We start from the raw sequence: 26929 nt of genomic DNA on the forward strand, positions 1-26929 counted from the left end.
TCTACCTCCCCTCTCTTTCTACATCCTCTATAACATCCCTTATAAAATCAAGCTTTTCTTCAGTAATCTCATTAGGTGAAATAGCTTTATAGAATTCTTTGAAAAGATCAATTTTACTCTTGGTTTTATATCCATTCCCAGCTGAGGTTTTACTTTCCTCCTTTTTCCTAGAATTTTCTCTATTTAGCCCCATTATATTAGGATAAACTGCTCTAAGTTTTGATATAGGATCTATAAGTTCTCCCTCATCTGTCAATATAGCAAAAATATAATCTTCTACATTAGCCCCATTATAAACTTCTTGCTTTATAAGTTCATTTAAAGGCCCTCTTATAACTCTCATATCTCTTATTGGATAGAACTCTTTAATCTCTACATCCACTGCTCCTTTTTCATCTACATTTACTATTGTTACACCTTTTCTTTGACGTATCTCAGAAAAAGAATACTTTAGCAGTGAACCTGAATATCTTATCCTATCTGATCCTACTTTCTGAGGACCATGAAGATGACCTAAAGCTGTATATGTAAAGCCTTCAAATAACTTTCCACTTATTAAATCTGTTCCTCCTATTGTTAGTGGCCTTTCTGAATCTGACACCTCAAGACCAGCTCTCTTTTTATATTCCTGTCCAATGTCATCTATAGCCACTTCCTCCTCATCACCCATAAAAGAAACATAACCATGAGCTACAATTACATTTCTATCTCCATAATTCATCTTACTTTTTACTTCTTCTAAGAGCTTTCTCATAGCATCATCATGAGTCCGTATATTACAATCCTGATACATCTCTCTTAATTCAGCAGGATCAGCATAAGGAATTAGAAAGAAATTCACCTTTCCGTAGTCATCCTCCAGTATAACTTTTTTAAACTCCTTGCTTAACGCTCCTTGTATGTGTAGCCCATTCCTAGTTAAAATACTAGATGCAAAGGATAACCTTTCAGCACTATCATGATTACCTGCTATAGTTAATATAGGAGTTTTAAGATCTAAAAGTACTTTGGTAAAAATTATATCTAAAAGCTCAACTGCCTCTACTGACGGCACCGATCTATCGTAAATATCTCCAGCTATGATTAAAGCATCTGGTTTTTCTTCCTGTATTAGTTCTACAAGCTGCTCTAATATAAACTTTTGATCTTCAATCATACTAATTTCATTAACTATTTTTCCTATATGCCAATCTCCCGTGTGAATAAACTTCAATAAAAATCACCTCCAACAACGTATACTTACTATTTCTACATCTAATTTAATTCCCCTTCAAAGAATCTATAAGCTTTATTGTAATCTTAACAATACAATGTTTCTTTATAAATACACAAGAATAAATACTATAATTTTTATCTTAATTATTAACTTATCTATCTATATATTAAAAAATCTCTCTTATAAATGAAAATAAACCTATGGCATAAATCCATAAGTTACTTACTTTCTGTCATTTAACAAAGTACAATCTGACTCAAATTTACTAGGTTTGATATCTACTCAGATTTATTAGCATATTATAAAAAATTCCCTAGCAGGGACTCTTAATAGAGTTATCTATAAATTGCAAACTTTATAATTTCCTATAAAGTAAAAAAGACACTATGAGTGGTATTTCATATTGTCTTCGCTATTTGCTGTCATTTCATAAAGTGACTTCTTACTAAAAATGAATAGGTTCAATACCTATTCATTTTTATTTAACCATATAATTTTAAAATGCTCTTTGCAACTTCAAGCATAGGTAATTTCTTATCCATACTATCCTTTTGGATTTTTCTATAAGCCTCATTTTCCTCAAGATTATATGCTTTCATAAGAAGCATTTTTGCCTTATCTATAATTAATTTCTGTTGTATACTTCTTCCGTTAGATTCTTTGCTAGTCTTACTAGCCTTTCTACTTTCAGTGATCTGTTGAAAAACTTGGTTTACTAAATTTAAGAACCCACTTGGCTTTATAGGTTTTTGCATACATACTATGCCCATTTTTTCTGTCCAGTTTGAGATTAAATTGTATTGTGCTGAACTACATAATAGTATCACTTTGCTTATTGCTTCACCACTTAATATTTTTGCCACTTCTGCTCCATTTGTATCTGTTAATTCATAATTAATTATAACTAATTCCGGTCTTGTTAGCCTACATTTTCTTATAAGCATACTTCCGGAAGTGCAGATGCCATCTACATTAAAACCCCTCTGAAGAAGAAGACTCTTAATTTGTCCGCCTGCTTTTAATGTACTTGAACCTAATAAAATTCTATAATTATTCAGCATGCACTTCCCCCCAAAGTATTATTATAGTTAAATAAGTTCTTAATTCACAATTTTAGAAATTGTATTGAAATTAACTACTCTATTCTGAGATTCATCAAGGATAAATATTTTTAGTTTTAAAATTTACTTAAATATTGTTCAACTTCCCACTGATGAACCCTAGTTCTATATTCATCCCACTCAAGAGTCTTAGCTTCTATATAAACATGAGAAGCATGCTCTCCTAATGTAGCTTTTACAAATTTATCTTTCTTTAATTCTTCAATAGCGTCATATAGGTTAGCTGGCAAACTTTCTACTCCAGCTGCATCTCTTTCTTCTTCAGTCATAGCAAATATATTTCCCTCAATACTTGGAGGAGGAGTTGCACCTCTCTTTATACCATCAAGTCCTGCTGCTAGACATATTGCTAATGTAATGTATGGGTTACATGATGGATCAGGATTTCTTAACTCTACTCTTGTAGATTCGCCTCTAGCCATAGGTATTCTTATAAGAGGGCTTCTATTCTTAGCTGACCACGCTACGTGAACAGGAGCTTCATATCCTGGTACTAATCTCTTATATGAATTTACTAGTGGATTTGTTATAGCGGCCATACCTTTTACATGCTCTAATACACCAGCAATAAAACTGTACGCAATTGAACTTAGTCCTAATTCATCTGATGGATCATGGAATGCATTTTCTCCATCCCTTGACAGTGACATATTAACATGCATTCCCGAACCACTTATTCCAAATATAGGTTTAGGCATAAATGTAGCATGCAAGCCATGAGCTTGAGCTATAGTCTTTACTACAGACTTAAATGTCATAATATTGTCCGCTGCCTTTAAAGCATCATCATACTTAAAGTCTATTTCATGTTGACCTGCTGCGACTTCATGATGTGAGGCTTCTATTTCAAATCCCATTTTTTCAAGAGCTATACACATATCTCTTCTTGCTTCTTCACCTAAGTCTATATGTCCTAGGTCAAAGTATCCTGCATTGTCATGAGTTATAGTTGTCGGATTTCCTTCACCATCAGTGTGGAATAAAAAGAATTCACACTCTGGTCCAACATTAAAAGTGTACCCCATATCTTTGGCTTCTTTTAGAACTTTTCTAAGAATATATCTTGGATCGCCTTCAAATGGTTTTCCATCTGCTGTATAAACATCACAAATAATTCTTGCAATATTTCCGTCTGGAGTTGACCATGGAAGAATCTCAAATGTATCTACATCTGGAGCTAAATACATATCTGATTCTTCAATTCTTACAAATCCTTCTATAGATGAACCATCAAAAAAACATTCATTATTCAATGCCTTCTCAATTTGTCTTGATGTTATGGCAACATTTTTCATTGTACCGAATATATCTGTGAATTGTAGTCTTATAAATCTAACATCATTTTCTTCTACCAGTCTTATAATATCTTCCTTTGAGTATGTCATAATAAGTACCTCCTTTTATTTTAGGTATATACCATTGTTGGATAATATATGTATTAACCAAATCCCTATTTCATTGTAGCATATCTTAAAATAAAAAAATAAGGCATTCTATAAAGGAGTTATAACTCCTTTATAGAACACCATCGTTCCAAACAATTATTTAAATAGTTAACTTATATTAATTATATTATTCGTTACGTGTCTCTTTGTCAACTATAAATGTAAAAAAATTATGATTTTTATATAGTTTTGGCAAGTTTATTTTACATTTTATATACTATATAGCATAACTAGATATTATATTAAGTATTACTTCTACAGATTTGTTCATAGACTCAATTGGTATATATTCATACTTTCCATGGAAGTTCTCCCCACCAGCAAATATATTTGGTGTAGGAAGTCCCATAAACGAAAGTCTCGCACCATCTGTACCGCCCCTAATAGGTTTAACCTTAGGTTTTACTCCCGCTGTTTTCATTGCTCTTATAGCAGTTTCAACCATATGCATAACCGGTTCTATCTTTTCCTTCATATTCTTATATTGTTCTTTTATTGTTATGTCAACAGTTCCTTCACCATACTTTTTATTTAGAACATCTTGAATTTCCTTAAATTTGCCTTTTCTTTTACTAAAATTATCTTCGAAAAAGTCTCTTATAATGAAAGACATAAATGTCTCTTCTACACTACCCTTAATATCAGTTAGATGAAAGAAACCTTCATAATTCTCTGTCTTTTCTGGTACCTCATCTGAAGGAAGCATGCTTAAAAATTCATTTGCTACTAACATTGAATTAATCATCTTATTCTTTGCATATCCAGGATGAACATTTCTTCCACTAATTTTAACTTTTGCACCTGCAGCGTTAAAATTTTCGTATTCTAACTCACCTATAGCTCCTCCGTCTATAGTGTATGCAAAGTCAGCACCAAAGTATTTTACATCAAAGTGATTTGCACCCTCACCAATTTCCTCATCTGGAGTAAAAGCTACTCTTACCTTACCATGCTTAATCTCTGGATGTCTCTTAAGGTACTCAATAGCAGTTATGATTTCTGCTATTCCTGCCTTATCATCTGCACCTAAAAGAGTAGTTCCATCCGTGGTTATCAAAGTATTTCCCTTATATTGCAAAACTTCTGGAAATTGTTTTGGTGAAAGTATAACATTTAAATTTTTATTTAACACTATATCTCCACCCTGATAATTATGAAATATTTGAGGATTAACATTTTCTCCGCTCATGTCTGGTGAAGTATCCATATGAGCTATAAATCCTATAACTGGAGTCTTTTTATCTAAATTAGATGGTAATGTTGCATAAACATATCCATATTCACTTACAACAACCTCTTGAAGTCCTATTTTGTTAAGTTCCTCTTCTAGAATATTTGCTAAAGCAAGTTGGCCTTTAGTACTTGGAGTGATACCTGTAGTTTCATCTGATTGAGTGTTTACTTTGATGTATCTTAAAAACCGTTCTACTAATGCAGTCATAAAAATTCTCCTTTTCTTAAAATTCTCTAAAATCTTCTACAGCTTCATTATGATCTTTTATAATCTTAATTACAAATATCATGTAAATAGTTGCACCAAGAATATATATTTTATAAAAATGAGGTACTGATAATGCTAAAGAACTTCTTATCACATCTACTATAGTTGGAAGAGTAAGAGCATATATTGAAAGTTTATAGGTATTTGAAAACTTCAATTTAACTTTCATAAATGCACTTATTAATAAAGCAAAGACTCCTACTATTAAACCAGAAAACATATGGCCTAAGAACATACCTACTATTAAGAATAATACAATAAAGATAGATACCCACTTAAGTGCATTAATCAAACTTATAGCACTACTCTTATTAAACTCAAGATTACCTAAATCACTATATTTTATCTCCTGGTTTTCGCGAAACTGTTGACTTATAATCATCTTGTCTTTAAAAATAAACATTACATTTCCTTTATTATTAGTATCATATGCTTTTAAAGAAGTATTATCAAATTCACTTGCTTTTTTTGTAGTATCTATAAAAATAAAATTTCCTTCATCACTAAAGATATAAGGACTCTTTGATATATATAATTCTCCATTCTTTAAGTAAAAATCAATATTATTTTTTTGAAGTTCCTGAGAAGCTTTATTTAATTCATAATTATAATCATATATTGGTCTTATGCTTTTTATAGTACCTAAAAGTAAAGACATAAAAAGAAGGTATAAAATAGCTCTTCCTACAGACTCTTTGTTAAAATTAATGTAATATTTTACGTCTATGATAGCCTTTATAAACTGCCTAAAAAAATTATTGTCTTTTTTCATAATAATCCCCCTTATCAATTTACATTATATAGAAATTATACTATATCAAATAAACAAAAAGAATAGCCTCCTTAAATAGCTATTCTTCCAAGTTTCTTGTTTGTTCTAAGATAATATTCTTTATTGCTATAAAGAGATATATAAATCCTATAAATATGTAAATATGGTTAATAAAAGGTATTGATATATCAATAATTCTTATAGTACAACTTATCAATATTGGCAACGTTATTGAATAAATACTAAGCTTATATAAATCTTTATATCTTATTCCTGCCTTTAAAACTGAATTTATAAGAGCTCCTAAAAGAGAAACATAAAAAGCTAAAAACATATTTGCAATAAACAATAGTATAGGAGTAACAATTATAATAAGAATAGTACCTGTTTTAAATATAGATATGTATTTTATTAGGTCGCTCTTATCAAAATCTATACTTTGTAAAATATCAAAACTAGCTTCATCTACATTATAATTGTTCTTCTTATAATAGACTCTATCCTTTAGGACCAATATCATACTCTCATGCTCACTTAAAACACTTTCTGTTGTATTTCCTGTTGTATCAATTAATATATATTTATTATTTCTTTGAAGTATTAAAGGCTGATTTCCATCTATGTGTAAGGTGCCACTTATAAAACTAAATTCTGGAAAATCTTTAGTTATATTATTATATATAATATCTAAAAACTTATAATAATCATATGCTGGCCGGATATAACTTATGGCTCCTAATAATAGTGTTATAGCCAACAGATATTTTAATGAATTTCTTAATGATAACTTATAAAAAAGTATATAACTTTTAGGTTTAACTATACTTTTATATATCTTTATAAAAAAGGATATATTCTTCATGAAATCACTCCTTCAATATATTTTGACCATGAGACTAAATAATTTATACTCTTTATGTTTATACTGGAATTAAATTGTCAATAATTCAAATGTAAGGTTTGAAAGGAGGGGTATTCATGAAGAAAAACCTTCAAGGAAAGTGGAGCATCATGCAATCAACTTCTAATAACAAAAAAAGATTGTTTTTGTATTTAACTCTTATAATGTTATCATTATGTACTACTTTTTATTTAATTTATTCTTATAACAAGTTATTTGAAGATTTTAAGATAGCCTTTGAAAATAAAAATTATTCAAAAGCTAATGCTGTATTAATTAATAATGGAACATTTAATCCATTAAAGAAATTCTTACTTAATAAAAAGTTAAATACTTATTTTTCTTCCTGTGCTGAAGATTTGTATACTGATTACCAAGAGAATGAACTTTCTGAGTTTGCTACTCTTTCTATATTAAATGAGATTGAAAGGTATAACATAATTAATGATAAAATAACAAAAATTAAAAATAATATACCTTCAATTAAGGATTCTAATAGTGCTTACATGCAAGGTTTGCAATTATTCAATGAAGAGGAATATGAAGGTGCTTTTTCTACTTTCCAAAAGGTAATTCCCTTTGACAAAAACTACCTAACAGCACAAGAATATGAAGCAGATTCATTAAAACGTATAAAGGACAAACTTTTGCAAGAGGCTAATGACCTTGTCTCAGAAAATTATTTTACTAAAGCAATATCCTTACTAGAAGAAAACATAAAGTACTATGAAGCTGATACAGATATATTAAATAAAATAGATGAATATAAAAAAGATAGGGATGACTTTCTATCAAAAAAATCAAATACTAACGAAGAAAGTAATAAAAAGGTGAACACTTCATCTTCTAATAGCCAAAACAGTGGCAATAAATCTAATGACGATAAAACTTCAAAAGATATTAATTCAACAGCTACATCTGTTGCAGCCATGGTAATAAATAAAAATACTATAAACACTTTAGATTTAGTTAGCCAAACGCCTTATCTTCTATACGTAAATATAGCAGAACAGAAGACATATGTCTTTAAAGGAAAAAAGAATGACTGGAATCTAGAAAAGACCTTACTCTGTTCTACTGGTATAAAAAATAATGAAACACCTAAGGGGGTTTTTACTGTAAAACAAAAAGGAGATTGGTTCTTTTCTAATGAATATAACGAGGGCGGTAAGTATTGGATACAATTTTTAGATAATTATCTATTTCACTCACTACCTTTTGATAAAACTAAAACAAAAGTAGTTGATACAACCATAGGTCAACCTGCATCTCATGGTTGCATAAGATTAAAGGTTAATGATTCAAAATGGCTTTATGATAATATACCAATTGCATCTAAAGTTATAATAAATTGACATATTAATTGCATTTATTTCCCCCTATTTATCATGAATAAAGCCCCTGCAAATATCAGCAGGAGCTTTATTCATGTATTTTAATTGCTATCAGTTCACGAAGTGAAATTTATCTTATTCCTTTTTTTCTATACAATGATTATATACTCTTCTATTTTCTAAAGACCATAACCTCTCGGAGAATTCACCTTTAGGCGTTTCCATAGTCACTCTCTTCATATCATACATTCTTGCATCTATTATATCTAAATAATGAAGCATTTCTGCCTCTGGAATCATAGGTTTCACTGGACTTCCGTACTCTGGTTCATAATGATGAGATAATATCATATGCTGAAGAAGTATTATAATTTGTCTATCAGCCTTAAACTCTTCGCCAACTACTTCTACATCTTTAACTCCTTGAGTTATGTGTCCAAGTAAAGTTCCCTCAATGGTGTAGTCACTTACTATTCCTAATTCATTAGAGTCCATTTCTTTTATTTTTGCAAGATCATGAAGGATAACCCCTGCATAAAGTAAATCTTTATTTAAGAACGTATATATTGATGATAATTTTTCTGCCATATTAAGCATAGTCATGATATGATAGAGCAATCCCCCTCTTATAGAGTGATGATGCTTTTTAGCAGCTGGATAGTACATAAGCTTTTCTTTACTACTTTCAAATAAATATGCAACAATATTTCTTATGTCTTCGTTTTGCATGTTATCTATAAACTTATTAATTTCTCCAAACATATATTGACTTTCAAATGGTGCTGTCTGCACATAATCTTCTATTTTTACATTATCTGAAGGTTCTACATTTCTAAGTTTCTCTATCTTAAATTGTAGCGCTCCCTGCCATGACACTACAGTTCCTCTTGTCTTAATTATTTTATTATCTTTAAAAGCATTTTCTGTTTCACCTGTAACTTCCCATAACTTTGCTGATATTTCTCCTGTACTATCTCCAAGGAGAAAATCAAGATATTTTTTACCATTTGCATTAGCAGTTTTACACTCTACAGATTTTATCAGAAAAAAGCCTTCTATTTTTTCTCCAGCTACAAAATCATTAATCTTCTTTATTTGAATGCTCACTATTACTTCTTCCTTTCATTTATAATCTATATTAATTATACCGTGCTTTTTAATCATATAAACACTTACTATAGAAAATTAAATAATTATTATGGTTATACTTATTTTTATATTATTTGTTATATACACATACTTTTTAATTATGAATTTAGCTATATATAGATAATATAGACGTTAATTGGTAAAATATATGTGTAACATTTTATATTAAATTACTGTTATTAAATACAAAGCTTGGAGGTGTAAAATGAACATTCCTTTAGAGGTCAATGAAATAATTACTGAGCTTTATAAAAATGGATATACTGCTTTTATGGTTGGTGGATGTGTTAGAGATTCTCTTTTAGGATTAACTCCAAAGGACTATGATATAACTACAAGTGCCCTTCCTGAAAAAATCATTGAACTTTTTCCCAAAACAGTACCAACAGGATTAAAACATGGCACAATTACTGTCATAATAAACAATATACCTTTTGAAGTTACAACCCATAGAATTGATGGAGAATATAAAGATAATAGAAGACCAGAGGATGTAGAGTTTGTTTGCAATGTAAAAGAAGATTTAGCAAGAAGGGATTTTACCATAAATGCTATGGCTTATAACAATAAGGATGGACTGATAGATTACTTTGGTGGCAAAAAGGACTTAAAACTTAAGGTTATAAAATGTGTTGGTGATCCTAATAGAAGATTTAATGAAGATGCTTTAAGAATGTTAAGAGCTATTCGTTTTTCCTGTCAATTAAATTTTAACATAGATAAAGAAACTCTTAAATCCATAAAGATAAATCACAAGCTTATAGAAAATATAAGTGCTGAAAGAATAAAGGATGAATTGTGCAAAATTTTACTTTCAAATTTTCCTTCAAAAGGATTTAGGTTGCTAGAAAATAGCGGCATTCTTAAGGTTATACTTCCTGAACTTCAAGCCTGTGTAGGCTTTGATCAAAAAACGCCCTACCATAATAAAGATATCTTTGAGCATACTCTAAGTGTCATTGATAAAACCCCTCCAAAACTTCACTTAAGATTAGCTGCACTTTTTCATGATATCGCAAAGCCTTTGTGCTTTTTTACAGATGAAAAAGATGTAGGACACTTTTATGGTCATAACAATAAAGGAGAAGACTTATCAAAAGTTATACTTAAAAGACTTAAGTTTGATAATGAAACTATAATTAAGGTAACTAAGTTAATTAAGGAACATATGAATATTTTAGACGTTCCTAAAGATGCAGCCTTAAAAAGAATGATAAATAGAGTAGGAAAGGATTTAATTTTTGATCTTTTTACAATTCAAAGAGCAGATATATTATCCTCTGCACCACCTTTCAAATGTTTAGAAAAAGTAGACTTTATGGAGGAAAAAATAGATGATATATTGAATTCAAACACTCCCTTAAGTTCAAAAGAACTAGCTGTTGATGGTAATGATATAATGAGGGAACTTAACTTAAAACCTGGGAAAAACCTTGGTGCAATTCTAAGTCACCTCCTTGATAAGGTATTAGAAGACTCCTCTTTGAATAATAAAGAAACTTTAATCGATTTAGCAAAACAATATCACACTACTATGAAAGGATAGATTTAAAAATGATATTAGATGCATTCAATGGAGTGCTCATTTTAATATTTCTTATAGGTGTAGGTTTTATCCTTGGAAAATTAAAATGGTTTGATGAAAATTCAAACACTCTACTTACAAGGCTTGTAGTATATATTTCTCTTCCTACATTTATGCTTTCAAATTTAACTACAAGTTTTACTAAAGAACAACTTATTCAATGGTCGAATGGTTTTTTAATAGTTATAATATCTATACTATTAACTTATTCTATAGGCTTTATAATAACAAAGATTTTTAAGGTTTCACCAGAGAGAAAAGGGGTTTTTCGTTCATTATTTGGATTATCAAATACAATCTTTGTTGGTCTTCCAGTTAACATAGCTATATTTGGAGAAAAGGCTCTTCCTTTTATATTAATATATTATGTAGTAAATACTTTATCCTTCTGGTCTATTGCAACTTATGATATAAGATGCGATTGTAAAGATGTAAAAGGAAGCATTTTATCTTTAGATAATATAAAAAACATCTTTTCCCCTCCACTTATAGCTTTTATATTTTCAGTAGTTTTAATTATGCTTGAATTAAGTCTTCCTAAATTTATTATTGATGGCTGCAAGTACCTAGGTAGTCTAACTACCCCTCTCTCTACATTATTTATCGGTTCCATACTCTCTACTATGAATTTTAAGGAACTTGCACTAAATAAGGATTCCTTACTTATAATTATAGGAAGATTTATACTATCACCACTAATTACTTATGCTTTTTTAACGCTTACTAATTTTCCAATACTTATGAAGCAAGTTTTTGTAGTGATGTCTGCAATGCCTGTTATGAATACATCAGCTATAGTAGCAAGGAGATATGGTGGTGATTACAAATTTGCTACTGCCATGAATGCAGTAACACTTATTGTAAGTTTTATATTTATACCTATTTATATTTTCTTATTTCAATATGTTTTCAAATAGCTAATTACCTCCATAAAATAGGACATGCTGTTCTAAGGCAAACAACCTAATCTTGCTAAACTTTTGCCTTTTAACAAAGATGCTTGTAGAATATAATTAATATAACCATAATATAAGTTCATAAAGGAGGACTAGGATGAAAAAAAGACTTGCAGCAGTATATGAACAAGACTTTGCTATTATTAGTGGTATTTTATTTTCTTTAAAATGGATTATACTTGCATCATTCGTTGCTATACCAATGGGGCTACTTGGGGCTTTCTTTTTAAATTCATTAGATTATGTAACTGATTATAGAACAACCAATTCTAATATAATATTTTTTCTCCCACTAGGAGGAGCCCTTATAAGTTTCCTATATGTTAAATTAGGCAAAAACAGCAGGAAAGGAACGAACTTGATTCTTGAGCAAATAGAGTATGGGGATGAAAAAGAAGAAAAGATTCCTTCAAGGCTAGCACCATTAACTCTCATCAGTACTATTACCACTCACCTTTTAGGAGGTTCTGTTGGTAGAGAAGGTACTGCGGTTCAAATGGGTGGTAGTGTTGCCGATACTATATCAAGATTACTAAAATTAAATAAATCTGATAGAAAAACCTTACTTCTATGTGGTATAAGTTCAGGCTTCGGAGCCGTATTTGGTACCCCTTTAGCAGGAACTATATTTGCTATGGAGGTAATTTCAATAGGAAAAATGCACTCCTATGCAATCTTTCCTTGTTTCGTGTCAGCATTCTTAGCAGAACAAGTAACTAATGCAATAGGTGTAGCACATACTCATTACGAAATGACTAATATACCTGAAATGAGTTTATTCTTAGTTATAAAAATTATTGCAGCATCTATAGTCTTTGGATTATGTAGTATACTTTTTAGCAAAATGATTCACTTTTTTAGGTACATATTTGATAAGATTACATCCAATGCACCTCTGAAAAGCTTCATAGGTGGAATAATAGTAATTGCTTTAGTTTACATATTTAACACTAGAGATTATCTTGGACTTGGAATCCCTATCATTAAAAAAGCCTTAGAAGAACCACTTGAATGGTGGACATTCTTCTTAAAATTATTATTCACTACAATAACTTTAGGAGCAGGTTTTCAAGGTGGAGAGGTTACACCATTATTCTTTATTGGAGCGACTCTCGGCAATGCCCTAGGACAATTATTAAATGTTTCTCCTTTATTCATTGCTAGTCTTGGTTTTGTTGCTGTATTTTCAGGAGCAACCAATACTCCATTAGCATGCTTTATTATGGGCATTGAGCTTTTTCACGGTAAGGGAGTAATATTTTTATTTATAGCTTGCATAGTTAGCTACCTATTCTCAGGACACCATGGCATATATGGCTCACAACATATACATAAACCTAAGTATCCTTGGGTTAAGGTATCAAAGTATGCAACAATCTCAAATATAAGAAAAAAACAGATTTGTTAAAGAGAACCCAGCATTTTTAAAATCAAAATGCTGGGTTAATTTTTTACTACTGAGCATGCTGGATTCACGATCAACTTTATTCCATTAATATTTAACTTCTGAGTCGAGGTAAAATAAATATAAGTATTCTTCTTTGACTCTCTTTCCTGTTATTTTTTCTAGTGTATCAGCATAATACCTCATCTGTACTTCATATCTATCCTTTATTTTATTCTCTTCCCCTCTTTCAACATAATCAGTTTTATAATCCAATAAAACTATTCCATCCTCCTCTTCAAAGAAGCAATCTATAACCCCTTGAAGCCTTATTACTTCTTCATCATAAACCTCTGTTGGCAAATCTTTTTCTATCATAGACGCAGGAATTGTTGTGAAAAAAGGTAACTCTCTATAAACAGTCCCTTTCTCCTTATGACACTTAAGCATCCTCTTTCCTATATTACTTTTAAAGAACTTAAATATCTTATTAGGTCTTATAACTTTAACCTGGTCCTCTGTTAATAAGTCATTGTGGATCATGTTAGTAATCTGATCTTCTATAGCTTTTATATTATCTACAAAGTCTAAATTAAGATGCTGCATTACAAAATGAATTACTGTACCTCTCTCCGCTGGAGATAACCCCTTTTCTTCTTGAAGAAACAAAGGTTTCTTTAGAGTATCAACCTTATATATGTGAAGTGTTTCTCCCTCACCTTCATTATAAGCAGTACGTTTTAAATCAGAAACAGATATGTTAGCAGGTAAGATGGTGGATCTTTCATAAGTATATTTAAAATCTAGTCTTTTTAGTATCGCTTCTCTTATTGATACCTGCTCATTATGGACAAATGATTTCCTTTTTTCTTCACATTCATCCACATTCTCTGCCTCTTTATCCACAATTAAGTCTGATTTTGTCCATACTTTTATCTTCCATGTGGATAATTCATCTTTTAATATCTTTATATCTCCTCCACCAAGTTCTCTTAAAGGTTCTCCATCTCTATGCTTTGAAAGTGCTATTCCAATCCAATCTAAATAACTTCTTCCCTTTAAAACCTCTGAAGGAGGGATTATCTTATCATCTAAGGAAGCTGCTGAACACCATCTTCTTGATGCTCTTTCAATGTCTGCAGTAGCACCTGTAATTATTAGTTTTTCCTTAGCTCTTGTAAGTGCCACATAAAGTACTCTCATTTCCTCTGAAAGAGCCTCTAGATTAAATCGCTTCTTTATGGCATGCTTAGGGAATGAAGTATAACTTATTCTTCTATCTACATCAACAAAATCTGGTCCAAAACCCAACTCATCATGGAAAAGTACTACATTATTTAAGTCTCTTAAATTAAATTGCTTCCCACAACCAGAAAGAAATACTACTGGAAATTCAAGTCCTTTGCTTTTATGGATACTCATTATTCTAACGACATCCTCATTCTCTCCAAGGATTTTTGCACTTCCCATATCTCCAGAGGATTTTTTAAGCTTGTTTATGAAATTAATAAAATTAAATACTCCTTTAAAACTTGTTTGTTCAAATTGTTTTGCTCTCTGGAATAGTATTCTTAAATTTGCTTGTCTCTGAACACCATTCGGCATAGCAGCAGTATAACCGTAATAAGAAGTATCCATAAATAAATACCATATAAACTCATCAATGGGCATATAAAGAGACTTCTCTCTCCACTTATTTAATGCTTCTAAAAAATAGCTGCATTTATCTCTTAACTCTTCATTTATTCCTTTAATTATAGTACCTTGTGCAATTTCAATTATAGTTTCATAAAAATATTTATCCTTATCTACTATTCTTAAATTGCTAAGTTCTTCTCCAGTAAAAGAAAATATAGGTGAACGAAGCACTGCTAAAATATGAATATCCTGCATTGGATTATCAACAATATGAAGAAGAGACATAATTGTTCTTATCTCTATAGTTTCAAAATATCCTGTACCTGTATCAGCATAAACAGGAACTCTACTCTGTCCAAGCTCCTCCACAAAGACTTCTGACCAATTCTTAGTGGCTCTTAATAGAATTACTATATCCTTATATTTAATCTCTCTATATCTTTCTATAGTTTTATCCCACACCATAAAACTTGAGCCATCTTCAGGATTCACTAGCTCCTTTATCCTCTTAGCTACAATTCTAGCTTCTATCTGTACAGCATCTAAATCTTCTTCTTCATCACTTCTTTGACTTACTTGATTTTCCTCATCCTGTTGATTTTCTTCAATCTGAACAGCTTCATCATGCTCTTCTTCACCAGCTTTATTTAATATGTGAAGCTCTATGTCTCCTGCTACCTTTATATTTTCTATTGATATATCTATTGATGAATATACATTTTCATCTGTAAGTTCCTTATAGTCTGCACCAAGGTTTAAAGCTTCCTTTTCATCATACTGAAGTTCTCCTACCGTTTCAGACATAAGAGCTTTAAAGATATAGTTTACTCCTTCAATAACTTCTCTTCTACTTCTAAAGTTTTTATAAAGCATAATTTTTCTATTTTGCTTTCCTTCTTCCTTAAAATAAGTATTATATTTTTCAAGAAAGAGTTCTGGTTTTGCATGTCTAAAACGATATATGCTTTGCTTAACATCTCCAACCATGAATACATTAGGATTATCTAAAGATTTTCTTGAAACCATACCTATTATGGCCTCTTGAATATTATTAGTATCCTGATACTCATCTACTAGTATCTCTTCAAATTTTTCTCTAAAACCTTCTGCCACTTTAGAAGGAATTATATTACCCTCTTCATCTTGGTAAGTTAAAATCTTCAGACACAAATGTTCTAAATCATTAAAGTCTAATATCCCTCTATCCTTCTTCTTTTCTTTATATCTCTCACCAAACTCTATAACTAACTCAGTTAAGGTTTTTATAAGAGAATAGATTTTTTCAAAGTCTTTAACTGCTTCTACTGGAGGTATTGCAAATACATCATCCTTAAGCTTTCCTATCTTTTTCTTTACATCGTCCCTTATATCCTTAACTTTCTTTTGAGCTTCCTCATCCTCTACTTGATTTTTTCTCACCGTTTTTAGTTTTGAAAAGCTTATAGTGCTCATCATGTTGTAGACAACACTTAATCCTTGCTCTAAACTATCTCTGAACTTTTCAACCTGTAATATATCATCATCAAAATTAATTATATAAGGTTTTAATCCTCCTACATTTTCACATACAGTTCTTGCACTGTATAAAAGCTTTTCTAATCCTTGAAGTTCCACATCAAGGCTATCCAAAAGCACTTTTGCCCATATACTATTACTTAATTCTTCAACAGAACTTATTTTTAATTCTTCTACTTTTTCTAAGAACCATTTTTCAGGCCATGGCCCGCTCATAGAAAAATCATATAAATCTAATACAAGCTGCTGAAGTCTTAAGTCATCCTTTCCCTGTCCGTAGGCATCCACTAAATTTCTAAAAGTATTATCTTCACTATCATATCTATCTTCAAATAGTTCAGCTACTACTTCACTTTTAATAAGAGTACATTCTGTTGCATCACCAATCCTAAAATTAGGATCTAAATCTATGTGATGAAAATTATTCTTTATAACATCAAGACAGAAAGAATGCATTGTAGTAATATTTGATCTACTTAATAGAGTAAGCTGTCTCTGAAGTATCTTTGAGTTTGGAATCTTCTCAAGAGCCTTTGCAATGGCATCTCCAATCCTCTCTCTCATTTCAGAGGCGGCAGCTGATGTAAAAGTAACAACTAATAGTTTATCTATATCTATAGGCTTTTTTTCATCTGTTATTATCCTAATTATCCTCTCAACAAGTACAGCTGTTTTTCCTGATCCTGCTGCTGCAGCTATAAGAAGGTTGCTCCCCCTTGTATTTATGGCACTAAGTTGTTCTTTAGTCCATTTTGTATTCCCCATTATTCCTCACCTCCTATTTTCATTCCTACAACATTACAAATATCCTCCCATAATTCTTCATCTTTTTTCTTTCTTACATGTTTATATTTATTATCTATTAAACTAGCATCAAATTGGCATATTGGAGAATAATTACAAAATGTACAGTAAGTGAAACTTCCATCCTTTGAAGGTTCAATCTTTATACTTCCACTTAGCATTTCCTCACAAATTTCTATCATCTTTTGATTTACATATTCTCTTAAAACATTAAACTGTTCTTCTGTAACGACTGCACTTTGCTTAGTAAAATCCCCATCTTTTTTGAATGAAGCGGGAATTATAAGTGAATAAGTTTCCATTGTGTTATCCATAGCCTTAACTAACTTTATATCTTTCAGTAGAAGACCATCCATCTTAAGCTTCTTAAGTATTCTTTCCTTAATGTCCTCATCACCTAAATCCTTTGATGACCTTATTATAGGATCATCAATTTTAAAATATAAAATAGCACCAGGAAGTACCTGCTTCTCAAGGAAGTACTTTGAGTTTTTAATTAATGCATCTAAATAAACCAACAGTTGAACTTGTAACCCATAATAAAGCTGATTTAAATCAAACTCCTTGTTTCCTGACTTATAATCTATAATTCTTATATAAGTTTGGCCTTCAATTTCTACGGTATCTACTCTATCTATTCTTCCCGTAAGATAAATATCATCTCCAGAAGGAAGTGTAAGCTTTATGGGTTCACTATCTTTATAGTTTCCGAACTCAAATTCATTTCTAAAAATATCAAAATTACTTCTCTTCATATGTTCTGAAATTATTGTTACAGATTTTGTTAATATTTTCTTAAACCTATCTGTGAAATATTTATATCTCTTTGAACTATTAAGTATAGAAGCAGAATTCTTTCCAACCTCTTTGTCTACCAAATTTGAAATTATGTTTCTACACTGCTCTGTAGAAACCTCATTCCATCTCAGATCATTATCTTTTACATATTTTGTAAATTGGTCTAATATTTCATGCATTAAATTTCCTAAATCTGGTGGGGTAAATTCATATACCTTTCTATCCTTTGCTTTTAAACCATATTGAACATAATATGCAAATGCACATTGAGCATATTTTTCTATTCTGGACACATTAAACATTAATCTTCCTGCATCATTAGAATAGAGCTTTTTTATCTTAGTTTTTGAAACATTATTCTCCTGATTGGTATAAGTTAATCCCTTAACCATTCTTTCAGTCTTTTCTTTCCACTGCTCCTTATCCCTATACCATGAATAAACCTCAAACCAATATTTCTCAAAACCTTTATTTTCAAAATCTTTTCTTAATACCGTTGTAAGCTCATTAAACGTTGGTATAGGAGCAACTATCTTTTCATATTCATCCCTATTAATCTTATATAAATCACTTTCCTCTTTAATTTTAGGAAAAATCTTCTTAAGTCTAGGGATGATTATAGAAGATCTTAAAGATTTCCCTTCAAAATCAGCAAGAGGATAGCTTATCATAAGATACCTACTTGATATAGTTAATACAGTATACACAAGAAACTGCTCCTCAAAAGCTTTTGTCTTTGTATCTGCTGCAAGTTCCATACCCACTTCTTTTAAAAGTTCTCTATCTCTATCTGATAATATTCCTTCATCCTTATTTGAAGCTGGAAGTACTCCATCATTAGCACCTACAATATATAATGCTTTAACATCTCTACCTCTTATTCTAGCTACATCTCCAATATTCACCTGATCTAAAGCTACAGGAATGAGTCCCATCTCATGTTTTTGAAAACCAACATTTATTATTTTTATATAACTACTAAAATCAACATTTTCCTTCCCCATAACTTCTACAGCTTGATCAAGAACCTGCATAACAATATCTATTACTTGTGAGTATTCTTTAGCTCTATCCTGTATACCTTTATTCTCAAAATCCTCTGACCACTTTTCTACCTTTGAAATAACCCCAATATTATTTAAGAAATCATATAACTTAATTGAAATATCTCTTACGCTATTTTTACCCTTAATTTCTTTATAAAACTCCTGTAGTGGAAACCTTACTTCATCCTTTATATCATTTATTAAAGCGAGCTTCTGTTTATCCTCAGTGGAAAGTTCCTCTTCCTTCTTAAAGCCATTAGACACAGGATAATCCCACCATTCCCCCGTCCACTTACTTCCCTTTATTCCATTTGAAAGCACATAGTTTTCAAGAATATCTATGTAGTGTTTTTCAATAGGTGTAAGTCCTGTCTTTAAGTATTTAAATACACTTTCATAACTCCAATTTTTTGTGAATATATCAAATATAGAGTTAATTAGTACTATGAGAGGATTACTCACCACATCTCTTTTTTTATCGATAAAGTAAGGAATATTATACTGAGAGAATATTACTGAAGTTATCTTTTCATAGTCTTCAATATTTCTACATACTACAGAAATATCCTTATACCTGTAGTTTTTATCTCTTACAAGAGCAACAATATCCTTAGCTATAGTTTCTACTTCATCATAGTTATTACTTGCCTTATAAATTCTTATATCTCCATTTTCTCTTTGATAAACTTTAAATGGATAGGAAAAAAAGTGCCTTTCAATGTGGTTTAACTCATCGCTTTTTTTAAATCTCCATCCTACTTCCTTATTGATATTTACATACCCATCATAAGATATCCGATTTTCCTGAGCTAGCTTCATAAGCTTACTTTCAGTATTCTTAGTTACATTAAATATATCAGTCTCTCCTCGCTCTTCTTCTCTATCATCCATGGTAAGCGCAAAATTTACTCTCTTAACTTTCTTCATAAGCTTTATAAGAACCTCATACTGCTGTGGAGTAAATGTAGTAAATTCATCTACCCAAACTTCTGCTCCATCATAAATATTGCAATTATCTAACTTTTTAGAAAGCATGGTTAACTCATCATCGGGATCTATATAGTTTTTATTAATTGCTTCATTAAATTTATTAAAAATTAAGGTTAAATCATGAAGTTTCATCTTTAAATCTTCATCTTCTGCACTTAACTCTTTAATAGTGTTATTAAGTATTTCTTGGGTAACGTTATACTTCTTAAATTCTGTAATTGTTTTAGATATTACATCTATAAAACCTTGCTGCCTTGAAGCTCTAAAGAATATGGTCATATCATTACCCAAGTCCTCTAATATCTTATAAAGAAGCATATCCTTTCCGGCCTCATTCATTCTTCTATGACTTAATCCACCACATTCACTGAAGACCCTATGTGCCATTCTTTTAAAACTTAAAACCTCAGCTTTAAGTACACTCTTCTCTCCAATCATTTTTAGAAGTCTATTTTCTGTCTGGAAAGTAAACTGCTCTGGTACTAAAAGTATCAGCTTACTTAAGGCATTATTTTCTATTCTCTTTTTTATCTGATTAATACAGTAATGACTTTTTCCACTACCAGCTCTACCATATATAAATTTAATCCCCATAATATCTCTCCTAAATAAATATTTATACAAATACGCCCACTATTTTTCCCCTAACTTTCATACTATAATTTTACAAAACATATGTTCACCTATAATTATAACCTAAATGCTACTTTTATTTACACTTAAATAAACGGGTAAATATACAAAAAAACTGCCTTATCTCATATATTAATGAGGGCAGTTTTTTAAGTTTATTATATAGTTTTCCTTATTTCTTCTCCAATTTCCTCTAATATCTTATCAATTAATTCATTAATTTCCTTATCTTCTTCTTCACTTCTACCAGTTTCTAATACTGTTAACGGAATAGCTGCGCAACAATTTCTAATCATAGAGTAAACTTTAGTATTAACATTATAACTTAATAAATCGGCATAAGTTAAACCTTCCTTATCAAAGGATACCATAAATTCTCTAAACCCATTGCTTATTTTAATATCTATTCCTAATTTTCTTACTGCTTTTAATTGTGGATTCAATACTCTCATTTAGAGCTCCCCTTCCCCTAGTTTAAATTCTATCATGTAAATCATATACTCTATTATACCTTATTGAAAGTAATTTTCAATTACATTTATAAAGAAAAGTGCAACAATAAGTTACACTTCATTTTCTACCAATTTATAATCTTCTCTTAAAATTCCCATTATCAATACATCATGATATTGTCCTCGACAAAAGTACTTCTTTCTCTTGGTTCCTTCGATAATAAACCTGCATCTTTCATAACATCTTATAGCTCTTTCATTATAGGATACAACTTCAAGTTCTATCCTTTGAGCATTTCTATACATAAAAAGATAATCTAAAAGTATATTTATAGAATCCTGCCCATATCCCCTATTCCAATATACGCTTCCTATAGTTATACCTATAGAATAAACGTTACTTGTATCCTCAGATTCTTTATATGTTATATAACCTACTAACGTTCCCTTTTCATTAATTATGCTTAAGGTTTTTCTATTAATATTCATAAGTTGATCAAAATGCTGCATTACATACTCAGTAGAAGGATATATTATATGTCCACCGTCATACCTTCTTACCTCTTTATCTGAGCAAATACTACAAAAAATATTTACATCTCTTTTTTCTACAGATCTTAAATATACTTTATCTCCTTTTAGCACTAAATCCCCCCCCTTTTTTTTATCTATAAATGAACACCCTCTTACATTTATTATATTATTTTACAAAATATGCTTCAACCAGTATAATTACATAAGCATTTTAGAACTTATAATAATAAGAAATCTTGAGTTATTCAAAACTAATACTTAGTTATAAATTCTGGCCCCCCTATACACACTCTCTTTATGATTAATACTCCATCATTCATAGTCTTAACGCTCCACTTTACAAGAGATATCTTTCCACTTTCAATTTCAATAGTACTTATTGAATATGGTTGAACGCAGCACCCATCATTAAAATATGGATTTTCTGAAGGGTTAGGAAACCTAGTATTATGAGTATGACCTGTAATTATAGGTTGATTATTTTCTCCTGCCCATTTCTGTATTTTCCTATCTATTACATCTCTTTTTGTATGACTTTTAGCAGGACTAGTGTTATTCTTAAAGCCAAAATTAACTTCAAGGAAACTCCATACATATCTCACTAAATACTTAGCGATTATACTTAAATTATAATTTATGCAATCAAGTTGATGACCATGTACTACAAAGAAACTTTGTTTTTTAGTAATACCACTACTATTACTGCTTGTATATTCAAGTACAAGTCCTTCATATATGGTTAAATCATTATAGAGCTTGTAAAGACAAGTCTCACCTTCCATCTTAAGTTCCCGCTTACAAATTTTTTCTCTAAAACGTGCCTTCTTTTTCACTTCATCATGATTGCCCCATATCATATAAAATCTATTATTCTCTTTAAATTTTAAAAGTATATTAAATACATCTATATATGTTTCATATATATCTTTCAAATGTTTTATTTCCCAAAGTTCATCACTATCTCCTATTTCTATATAAGTAAAACCATTGTTATAATAATAGTTTAATGCTGTTATATATATATTAGCATTAGGAAGAAAATTATCTTTAAAACTTCCATCCCCTCTATGACAATCACTTATGAAAACTATCTTTGAATTGTCATTAATGTTGATAATAGGAGATTTACTCATTATCTTATTTAAAATGTTTTTCTTTCCCATAAATTCACCCATAATAATCTCTGATTTACTATTATATGCACAATGGCTTATAGGCGTTAAATGTTAATTTAATTAATTGAAAATAGAATTTAATAGGATTGAACTTGCTTAACTTTAGTCACATTTCACTTTATGAAGTTGCAACAAATAAAAAAAACCTAGTGATATCACTAGGTTTTTTGGCGGAGAAAGAGGGATTTGAACCCTCGCGCCGGTTACCCGACCTACGCCCTTAGCAGGGGCGCCTCTTCGGCCACTTGAGTATTTCTCCATATGTCCTACAAAAAGTTTTTTTTAAATGTTAATGGCGGAGAGAGTGGGATTCGAACCCACGGTACGGTCACCCGTACGCCGGTTTTCAAGACCGGTGCCTTAAACCAACTCGACCATCTCTCCGTGTCAAACACAATACTTATTATATCAGCGAATAAAATTTATGTCAACATCCTGAATTAAAAAATTTTTTCCATATTTGTAAACATACTATATTAATTAAAAAATAGCCTCCTCTTCTTTTAATAATGAATCAAGATTCATCATTAAATCATCTATTTCTCTTAATATCCTTTTATCACAAAAAGCTGCTGCTTTTAATATGTTTGTTATATCATTCTCCATATTCTTAGGAACTTTTTTAGCTTTTTCTTTTATTACTTTTAGAATCTTCTTTTCACCTGGATGTAGCATTTCATTTATTGCAAATATAATATCGAAGTAACTTGCTAATAATGCTGCTACCCTGTGATTTATACTAACTAAATCATTTCTCTTAATAGCTTTCTCAATTTGATAATAATATGCTGGCATCTTTGACTTTAATAGAGGGTAATTCTTTTTTATAATATTTATTTTTAATTGCTGTGGATATATTATGTTATATTTTTCTTGAAGCTTTTTTAAGACTCCACTTTTATCATATAGTATAAGAGAGTTAATAAAATTACTGCAAAAACAAGTCGTATATCCTACATCTGCTTGATAATTTATTAAGTTTTTTTCTAAAATAGTGTCTATCCACTCTAGTCTTCTATATATAAGCTCTACTTGAATGTTATCCATTAATACACCATCATCTTCTGTTTCCCAAAATTCATTGTTAAGTTCCATGTATGAGCAATATTTATCAGTTATGTTTTTTCTCTTTTCTAAAGAAATATCTTTTGAACAATATACATATATATCATAGTCTGAATCCTTATCATTAGTATTTGTTGCATGAGACCCAGCTAGCATTATTCCTTCTACTTCTTCTAATTTTGAAAATTCTTTCACCATATCTTTTATAAGTAAGCTCAACTCCATAAAAACCCCCTAAATTTATATGAAATGCTATTTATAAAAATATTATTACATTAAATAACTATTTTATAAATATATAATTAACATTTTTATAGAAATGAACATGTTCCCCCGTATATAATTGTAATATTTTCATACATGAAAAACACCTAGTGATATCACTAGGTGTTTTTGGCGGAGAAAGAGGGATTTGAACCCTCGCGCCGGTTACCCGACCTACGCCCTTAGCAGGGGCGCCTCTTCGGCCACTTGAGTATTTCTCCATATATCCTATAAAAAGTTTTTTAAATAAAAAAATGGCGGAGAGAGTGGGATTCGAACCCACGGTACGGTCACCCGTACGCCGGTTTTCAAGACCGGTGCCTTAAACCAACTCGACCATCTCTCCGTGCTTACAGATGATATTATATCAAGCTATGTCACTTGTGTCAACACTTAAAATCAAATTTTTTAATAATTTTAAAAAAACATGTCGAATACTACATTCTTAGTATATTTAAATATCTACACTTTATTCTCTTTCTATATATAATATAAAAAGATCCACTCCATGGATTGTGTTCTAAGTTATCCACGTTATCCACAACTTCACAATTTTATAACTGATCTATATAGTAAAATAAAACTGCTGACGTAATATCAGCAGTCTTTTAAAGATTATTTTACTATATCTACTCCCATGTATGGTCTTAATGCTTCTGGTATAACTACACTTCCATCTGCTTGTTGGAAGTTTTCAAGAATAGCTGCTACAGTTCTTCCTATAGCTACTCCTGATCCATTTAATGTGTGTACGAATTGTGGCTTATCTTTAGGATTATCTTTATATTTAATATTAGCTCTTCTTGCTTGGAATTCTTCAAAATTTGAACAGCTTGAAATCTCAACATATCTGTTATAACTTGGCATCCAAACTTCAATATCAAACTTAAGAGCTGCAGTAAATCCTAAATCTCCTTTACATATTCTAACTATTCTATATGGTATTCCTAAGCCTTGTAGTACTGATTCTGCATCCTTAACAAGGTTATCTAGTTCTTGATATGATTGTTCTGGTTTACAGAACTTAACTAATTCAACTTTATTGAATTGATGTTGTCTTATAAGACCTCTTGTATCTCTTCCAGCTGAACCTGCTTCTGCTCTAAAACATGCACTGTATGCTACATGCTTTATTGGAAGTTCATCTCCCTTTAATATTTCATCTCTATACATATTAGTTACAGGGACCTCTGCAGTTGGTATTAAGAAGTATCCATTATTCTCAACCTTGAAAGCATCTTCTTCAAACTTTGGAAGCTGTCCTGTTCCTGTCATACTATCTCTATTAACCATAAATGGTACAAAAAGTTCTGTATATCCATTTTCCCCAGTATGCTTATCAAGGAAGTAATTTATTATCGCTCTTTCAAGTCTAGCTCCTAACCCCTTATACATAGTAAATCTTGACCCTGTTATCTTTCCTGCTCTTTCAAAATCTAAAAGATTAAGATCTGCCCCTATGTCCCAGTGTGCCTTTGGATCAAAATCAAACTTTGTTGGCTCTCCCCATCTTTTTATTTCAACATTATCTTCATCTGTATCTCCATCTGGAACTGCAGGATTTGGAATATTAGGGATTCTAAGCATGATATAATTTATTTTTTCATCTATTTCAGATACCTTGGCATCATCTTCTTTTATCTTGTCTCCAAGAGTTCTCATCTCTTCCATTATAGGAGTTACATCTTCTCCAGCCTTCTTTCTCTTTGGTATTTCAGCTGAAACTTGATTTCTCTTACTCTTTAAAGCTTCAACCTCGACAAGTATACTTCTTCTTTCCTCATCTAAAGCTATTACTTCATCAATTACAGATACATTAAAATCTTCTCCTCTATTTAATAAAGCAGCCTTTATTTCTTCTGTGTTAGTTCTTATTCTTTTTAAATCTAGCATTTGACTATCTCCTTTCATAGTAACTATTTGTTATACAAATATTAAATTTTCTAGTTTAACTCATAAAAATTAAATGTTAAATTTATTCTATAGTAATTTTACTTTAAAAATAAACTATTTTTAGCAAAACAAAAAAGCCCTTCTTCCCCATAGGGACGAAAGACTCCGCGTTGCCACCCTAATTGATAGTAAAAACTATCCTCTTAATTATAATATAACGGTAAATCCGTACTACTCATCGTAGTCCCTCAGAGGTGGATTCACAATGTACAAGTATCGGTTCACACCAACCACCGACTCTCTGAAATCTTAAACACTACTACTAACCTCTTCGTCAGTTTAAATATAGAATTTTAATATATTATATATATTTATTTTCCCATTGTCAATAATTCAAATTAATTCCTGCAAATTAAAAACAAGCTAATTATAAATAACTACTGCAATTCAATATTATATACTAACTTTCCTTAGGAATATTTTTAGTACATATTATATCTACTCCTGTATTTAATATATTCTTGCATATAATATCTCCTATCTTAGTAGGTACACCTACATAAACCCTGCTTAATATCTTTGAAATCTCAAGCCAGAGTTGTTTATCTACAGGTTTACTACTCTTAACAGAAACTACATTAAACTTGCTTGAACCTTTAATCCTAATAACAGTTGTAAAAATATCCTCACTCTTCAAAGTGATTCCTCCTCTGAAGTTCTTATATTTTTATGACAGTAACATAATAAATAACCTTAAA

General features: G+C 30.5%; 19 protein-coding genes, 4 tRNA genes and 1 other annotated feature. Of the genes, 4 read left to right on the forward strand and 19 right to left on the reverse strand.

What is annotated here, in order from left to right:
• Position 1: 1 nt before the first annotated feature.
• From CPJCM30710_RS10185 to CPJCM30710_RS10210, 6 genes are all read right to left on the reverse strand, one after another.
• Positions 2 to 1213 carry an exonuclease SbcCD subunit D gene (locus CPJCM30710_RS10185; RefSeq protein ID WP_212904069.1) on the reverse strand — a complete coding sequence of 404 codons (1212 nt, stop codon included), beginning with the start codon at positions 1211 to 1213 and terminating at the stop codon, positions 2 to 4.
• A gap of 485 nt (positions 1214 to 1698) precedes the next feature.
• On the reverse strand, positions 1699 to 2277 hold the full coding sequence (locus CPJCM30710_RS10190) for an ANTAR domain-containing response regulator (protein ID WP_212904070.1): 579 nt from the start codon (positions 2275 to 2277) through the stop codon (positions 1699 to 1701).
• A gap of 116 nt (positions 2278 to 2393) precedes the next feature.
• Positions 2394 to 3725 carry a type I glutamate--ammonia ligase gene (gene glnA / locus CPJCM30710_RS10195; protein ID WP_212904092.1) on the reverse strand — a complete coding sequence of 444 codons (1332 nt, stop codon included), beginning with the start codon at positions 3723 to 3725 and terminating at the stop codon, positions 2394 to 2396.
• 274 nt (positions 3726 to 3999) lie between these two features.
• The gene (gene pepT / locus CPJCM30710_RS10200) at positions 4000 to 5223 is read right to left on the reverse strand and encodes a peptidase T (protein ID WP_212904071.1); all 1224 of its coding nucleotides are present in this window, start codon (positions 5221 to 5223) and stop codon (positions 4000 to 4002) included.
• A 16-nt stretch (positions 5224 to 5239) separates the two neighbouring features.
• Positions 5240 to 6055 (reverse strand): DUF1189 domain-containing protein, encoded by an 816-nt coding sequence (locus CPJCM30710_RS10205; RefSeq protein WP_212904072.1) that lies wholly within the window; start codon positions 6053 to 6055, stop codon positions 5240 to 5242.
• A gap of 79 nt (positions 6056 to 6134) precedes the next feature.
• Positions 6135 to 6917 (reverse strand): DUF1189 domain-containing protein, encoded by a 783-nt coding sequence (locus CPJCM30710_RS10210; protein ID WP_212904073.1) that lies wholly within the window; start codon positions 6915 to 6917, stop codon positions 6135 to 6137.
• 116 nt (positions 6918 to 7033) lie between these two features.
• On the opposite strand from CPJCM30710_RS10210, the gene CPJCM30710_RS10215 reads away from it, so the two are divergent.
• Complete coding sequence (locus tag CPJCM30710_RS10215; RefSeq protein WP_212904074.1) at positions 7034 to 8311, forward strand: L,D-transpeptidase; 1278 nt, start codon at positions 7034 to 7036, stop codon at positions 8309 to 8311.
• Positions 8312 to 8425: 114 nt separating this feature from the next.
• Here the strand turns inward: CPJCM30710_RS10215 and CPJCM30710_RS10220 are convergent, their stop codons facing one another.
• Positions 8426 to 9397 carry a 3'-5' exoribonuclease YhaM family protein gene (locus tag CPJCM30710_RS10220; protein ID WP_212904075.1) on the reverse strand — a complete coding sequence of 324 codons (972 nt, stop codon included), beginning with the start codon at positions 9395 to 9397 and terminating at the stop codon, positions 8426 to 8428.
• A 247-nt stretch (positions 9398 to 9644) separates the two neighbouring features.
• On the opposite strand from CPJCM30710_RS10220, the gene CPJCM30710_RS10225 reads away from it, so the two are divergent.
• The 3 genes from CPJCM30710_RS10225 (at position 9645) to CPJCM30710_RS10235 (ending at position 13388) form a co-directional block, all read left to right on the forward strand.
• Entirely contained in the window at positions 9645 to 10985 is a 1341-nt protein-coding gene (locus CPJCM30710_RS10225) for a CCA tRNA nucleotidyltransferase (RefSeq protein WP_212904076.1), read from the forward strand.
• Between the two features lie 8 nt (positions 10986 to 10993).
• Positions 10994 to 11941: an AEC family transporter gene (locus CPJCM30710_RS10230; RefSeq protein WP_212904077.1), complete on the forward strand. Its 948-nt coding sequence runs from the start codon at positions 10994 to 10996 to the stop codon at positions 11939 to 11941.
• Between the two features lie 136 nt (positions 11942 to 12077).
• Positions 12078 to 13388, forward strand: a complete 1311-nt coding sequence (locus tag CPJCM30710_RS10235; RefSeq protein WP_212904078.1) for a voltage-gated chloride channel family protein — start codon at positions 12078 to 12080, stop codon at positions 13386 to 13388.
• A gap of 84 nt (positions 13389 to 13472) precedes the next feature.
• Here CPJCM30710_RS10235 and addA read toward each other — a convergent pair whose 3' ends face one another.
• The 12 genes from addA to CPJCM30710_RS10295 all read right to left on the reverse strand — a co-directional run bounded on the left by addA (position 13473) and on the right by CPJCM30710_RS10295 (position 26868).
• Positions 13473 to 17282, reverse strand: a complete 3810-nt coding sequence (gene addA, locus CPJCM30710_RS10240) for a helicase-exonuclease AddAB subunit AddA (protein WP_212904079.1) — start codon at positions 17280 to 17282, stop codon at positions 13473 to 13475.
• Positions 17282 to 20749, reverse strand: a complete 3468-nt coding sequence (addB, locus tag CPJCM30710_RS10245) for a helicase-exonuclease AddAB subunit AddB (RefSeq protein WP_212904080.1) — start codon at positions 20747 to 20749, stop codon at positions 17282 to 17284. The genes addA and addB overlap by 1 nt, the downstream gene beginning before the upstream one ends.
• A 197-nt stretch (positions 20750 to 20946) precedes the next feature.
• On the reverse strand, positions 20947 to 21240 hold the full coding sequence (locus tag CPJCM30710_RS10250) for a hypothetical protein (protein ID WP_212904081.1): 294 nt from the start codon (positions 21238 to 21240) through the stop codon (positions 20947 to 20949).
• A 111-nt stretch (positions 21241 to 21351) separates the two neighbouring features.
• Positions 21352 to 21885, reverse strand: coding sequence for a GNAT family N-acetyltransferase (locus tag CPJCM30710_RS10255; protein WP_212904082.1), 534 nt, complete (start codon positions 21883 to 21885; stop codon positions 21352 to 21354).
• A gap of 140 nt (positions 21886 to 22025) precedes the next feature.
• Positions 22026 to 22937, reverse strand: a complete 912-nt coding sequence (locus tag CPJCM30710_RS10260; RefSeq protein ID WP_212904083.1) for a metallophosphoesterase — start codon at positions 22935 to 22937, stop codon at positions 22026 to 22028.
• A 180-nt stretch (positions 22938 to 23117) separates the two neighbouring features.
• Positions 23118 to 23208, reverse strand: a tRNA-Ser gene (locus CPJCM30710_RS10265).
• Positions 23209 to 23242: 34 nt separating this feature from the next.
• Positions 23243 to 23333: transfer RNA gene (locus tag CPJCM30710_RS10270), tRNA-Ser, on the reverse strand.
• A 96-nt stretch (positions 23334 to 23429) separates the two neighbouring features.
• A complete protein-coding gene (locus CPJCM30710_RS10275) occupies positions 23430 to 24239 on the reverse strand; it encodes a nucleotidyltransferase domain-containing protein (protein ID WP_212904084.1) in 810 nt (269 codons plus the stop codon).
• A 169-nt stretch (positions 24240 to 24408) separates the two neighbouring features.
• Positions 24409 to 24499 (reverse strand) — tRNA-Ser (locus tag CPJCM30710_RS10280).
• A 34-nt stretch (positions 24500 to 24533) separates the two neighbouring features.
• Positions 24534 to 24624: transfer RNA gene (locus tag CPJCM30710_RS10285), tRNA-Ser, on the reverse strand.
• Positions 24625 to 24893: 269 nt separating this feature from the next.
• Positions 24894 to 26171, reverse strand: a complete 1278-nt coding sequence (serS, locus tag CPJCM30710_RS10290; protein WP_212904085.1) for a serine--tRNA ligase — start codon at positions 26169 to 26171, stop codon at positions 24894 to 24896.
• Positions 26172 to 26319: 148 nt separating this feature from the next.
• Positions 26320 to 26515: a binding site (T-box leader), on the reverse strand.
• A gap of 116 nt (positions 26516 to 26631) precedes the next feature.
• Positions 26632 to 26868: a DUF1667 domain-containing protein gene (locus tag CPJCM30710_RS10295; RefSeq protein WP_212904086.1), complete on the reverse strand. Its 237-nt coding sequence runs from the start codon at positions 26866 to 26868 to the stop codon at positions 26632 to 26634.
• Positions 26869 to 26929 lie beyond the last annotated feature (61 nt).

The sequence above is a fragment of the Clostridium polyendosporum genome (genome assembly GCF_018332455.1).
In the GTDB taxonomy this organism is placed as follows: Bacteria; Bacillota; Clostridia; order Clostridiales; family Clostridiaceae; genus Clostridium_AY; species Clostridium_AY polyendosporum.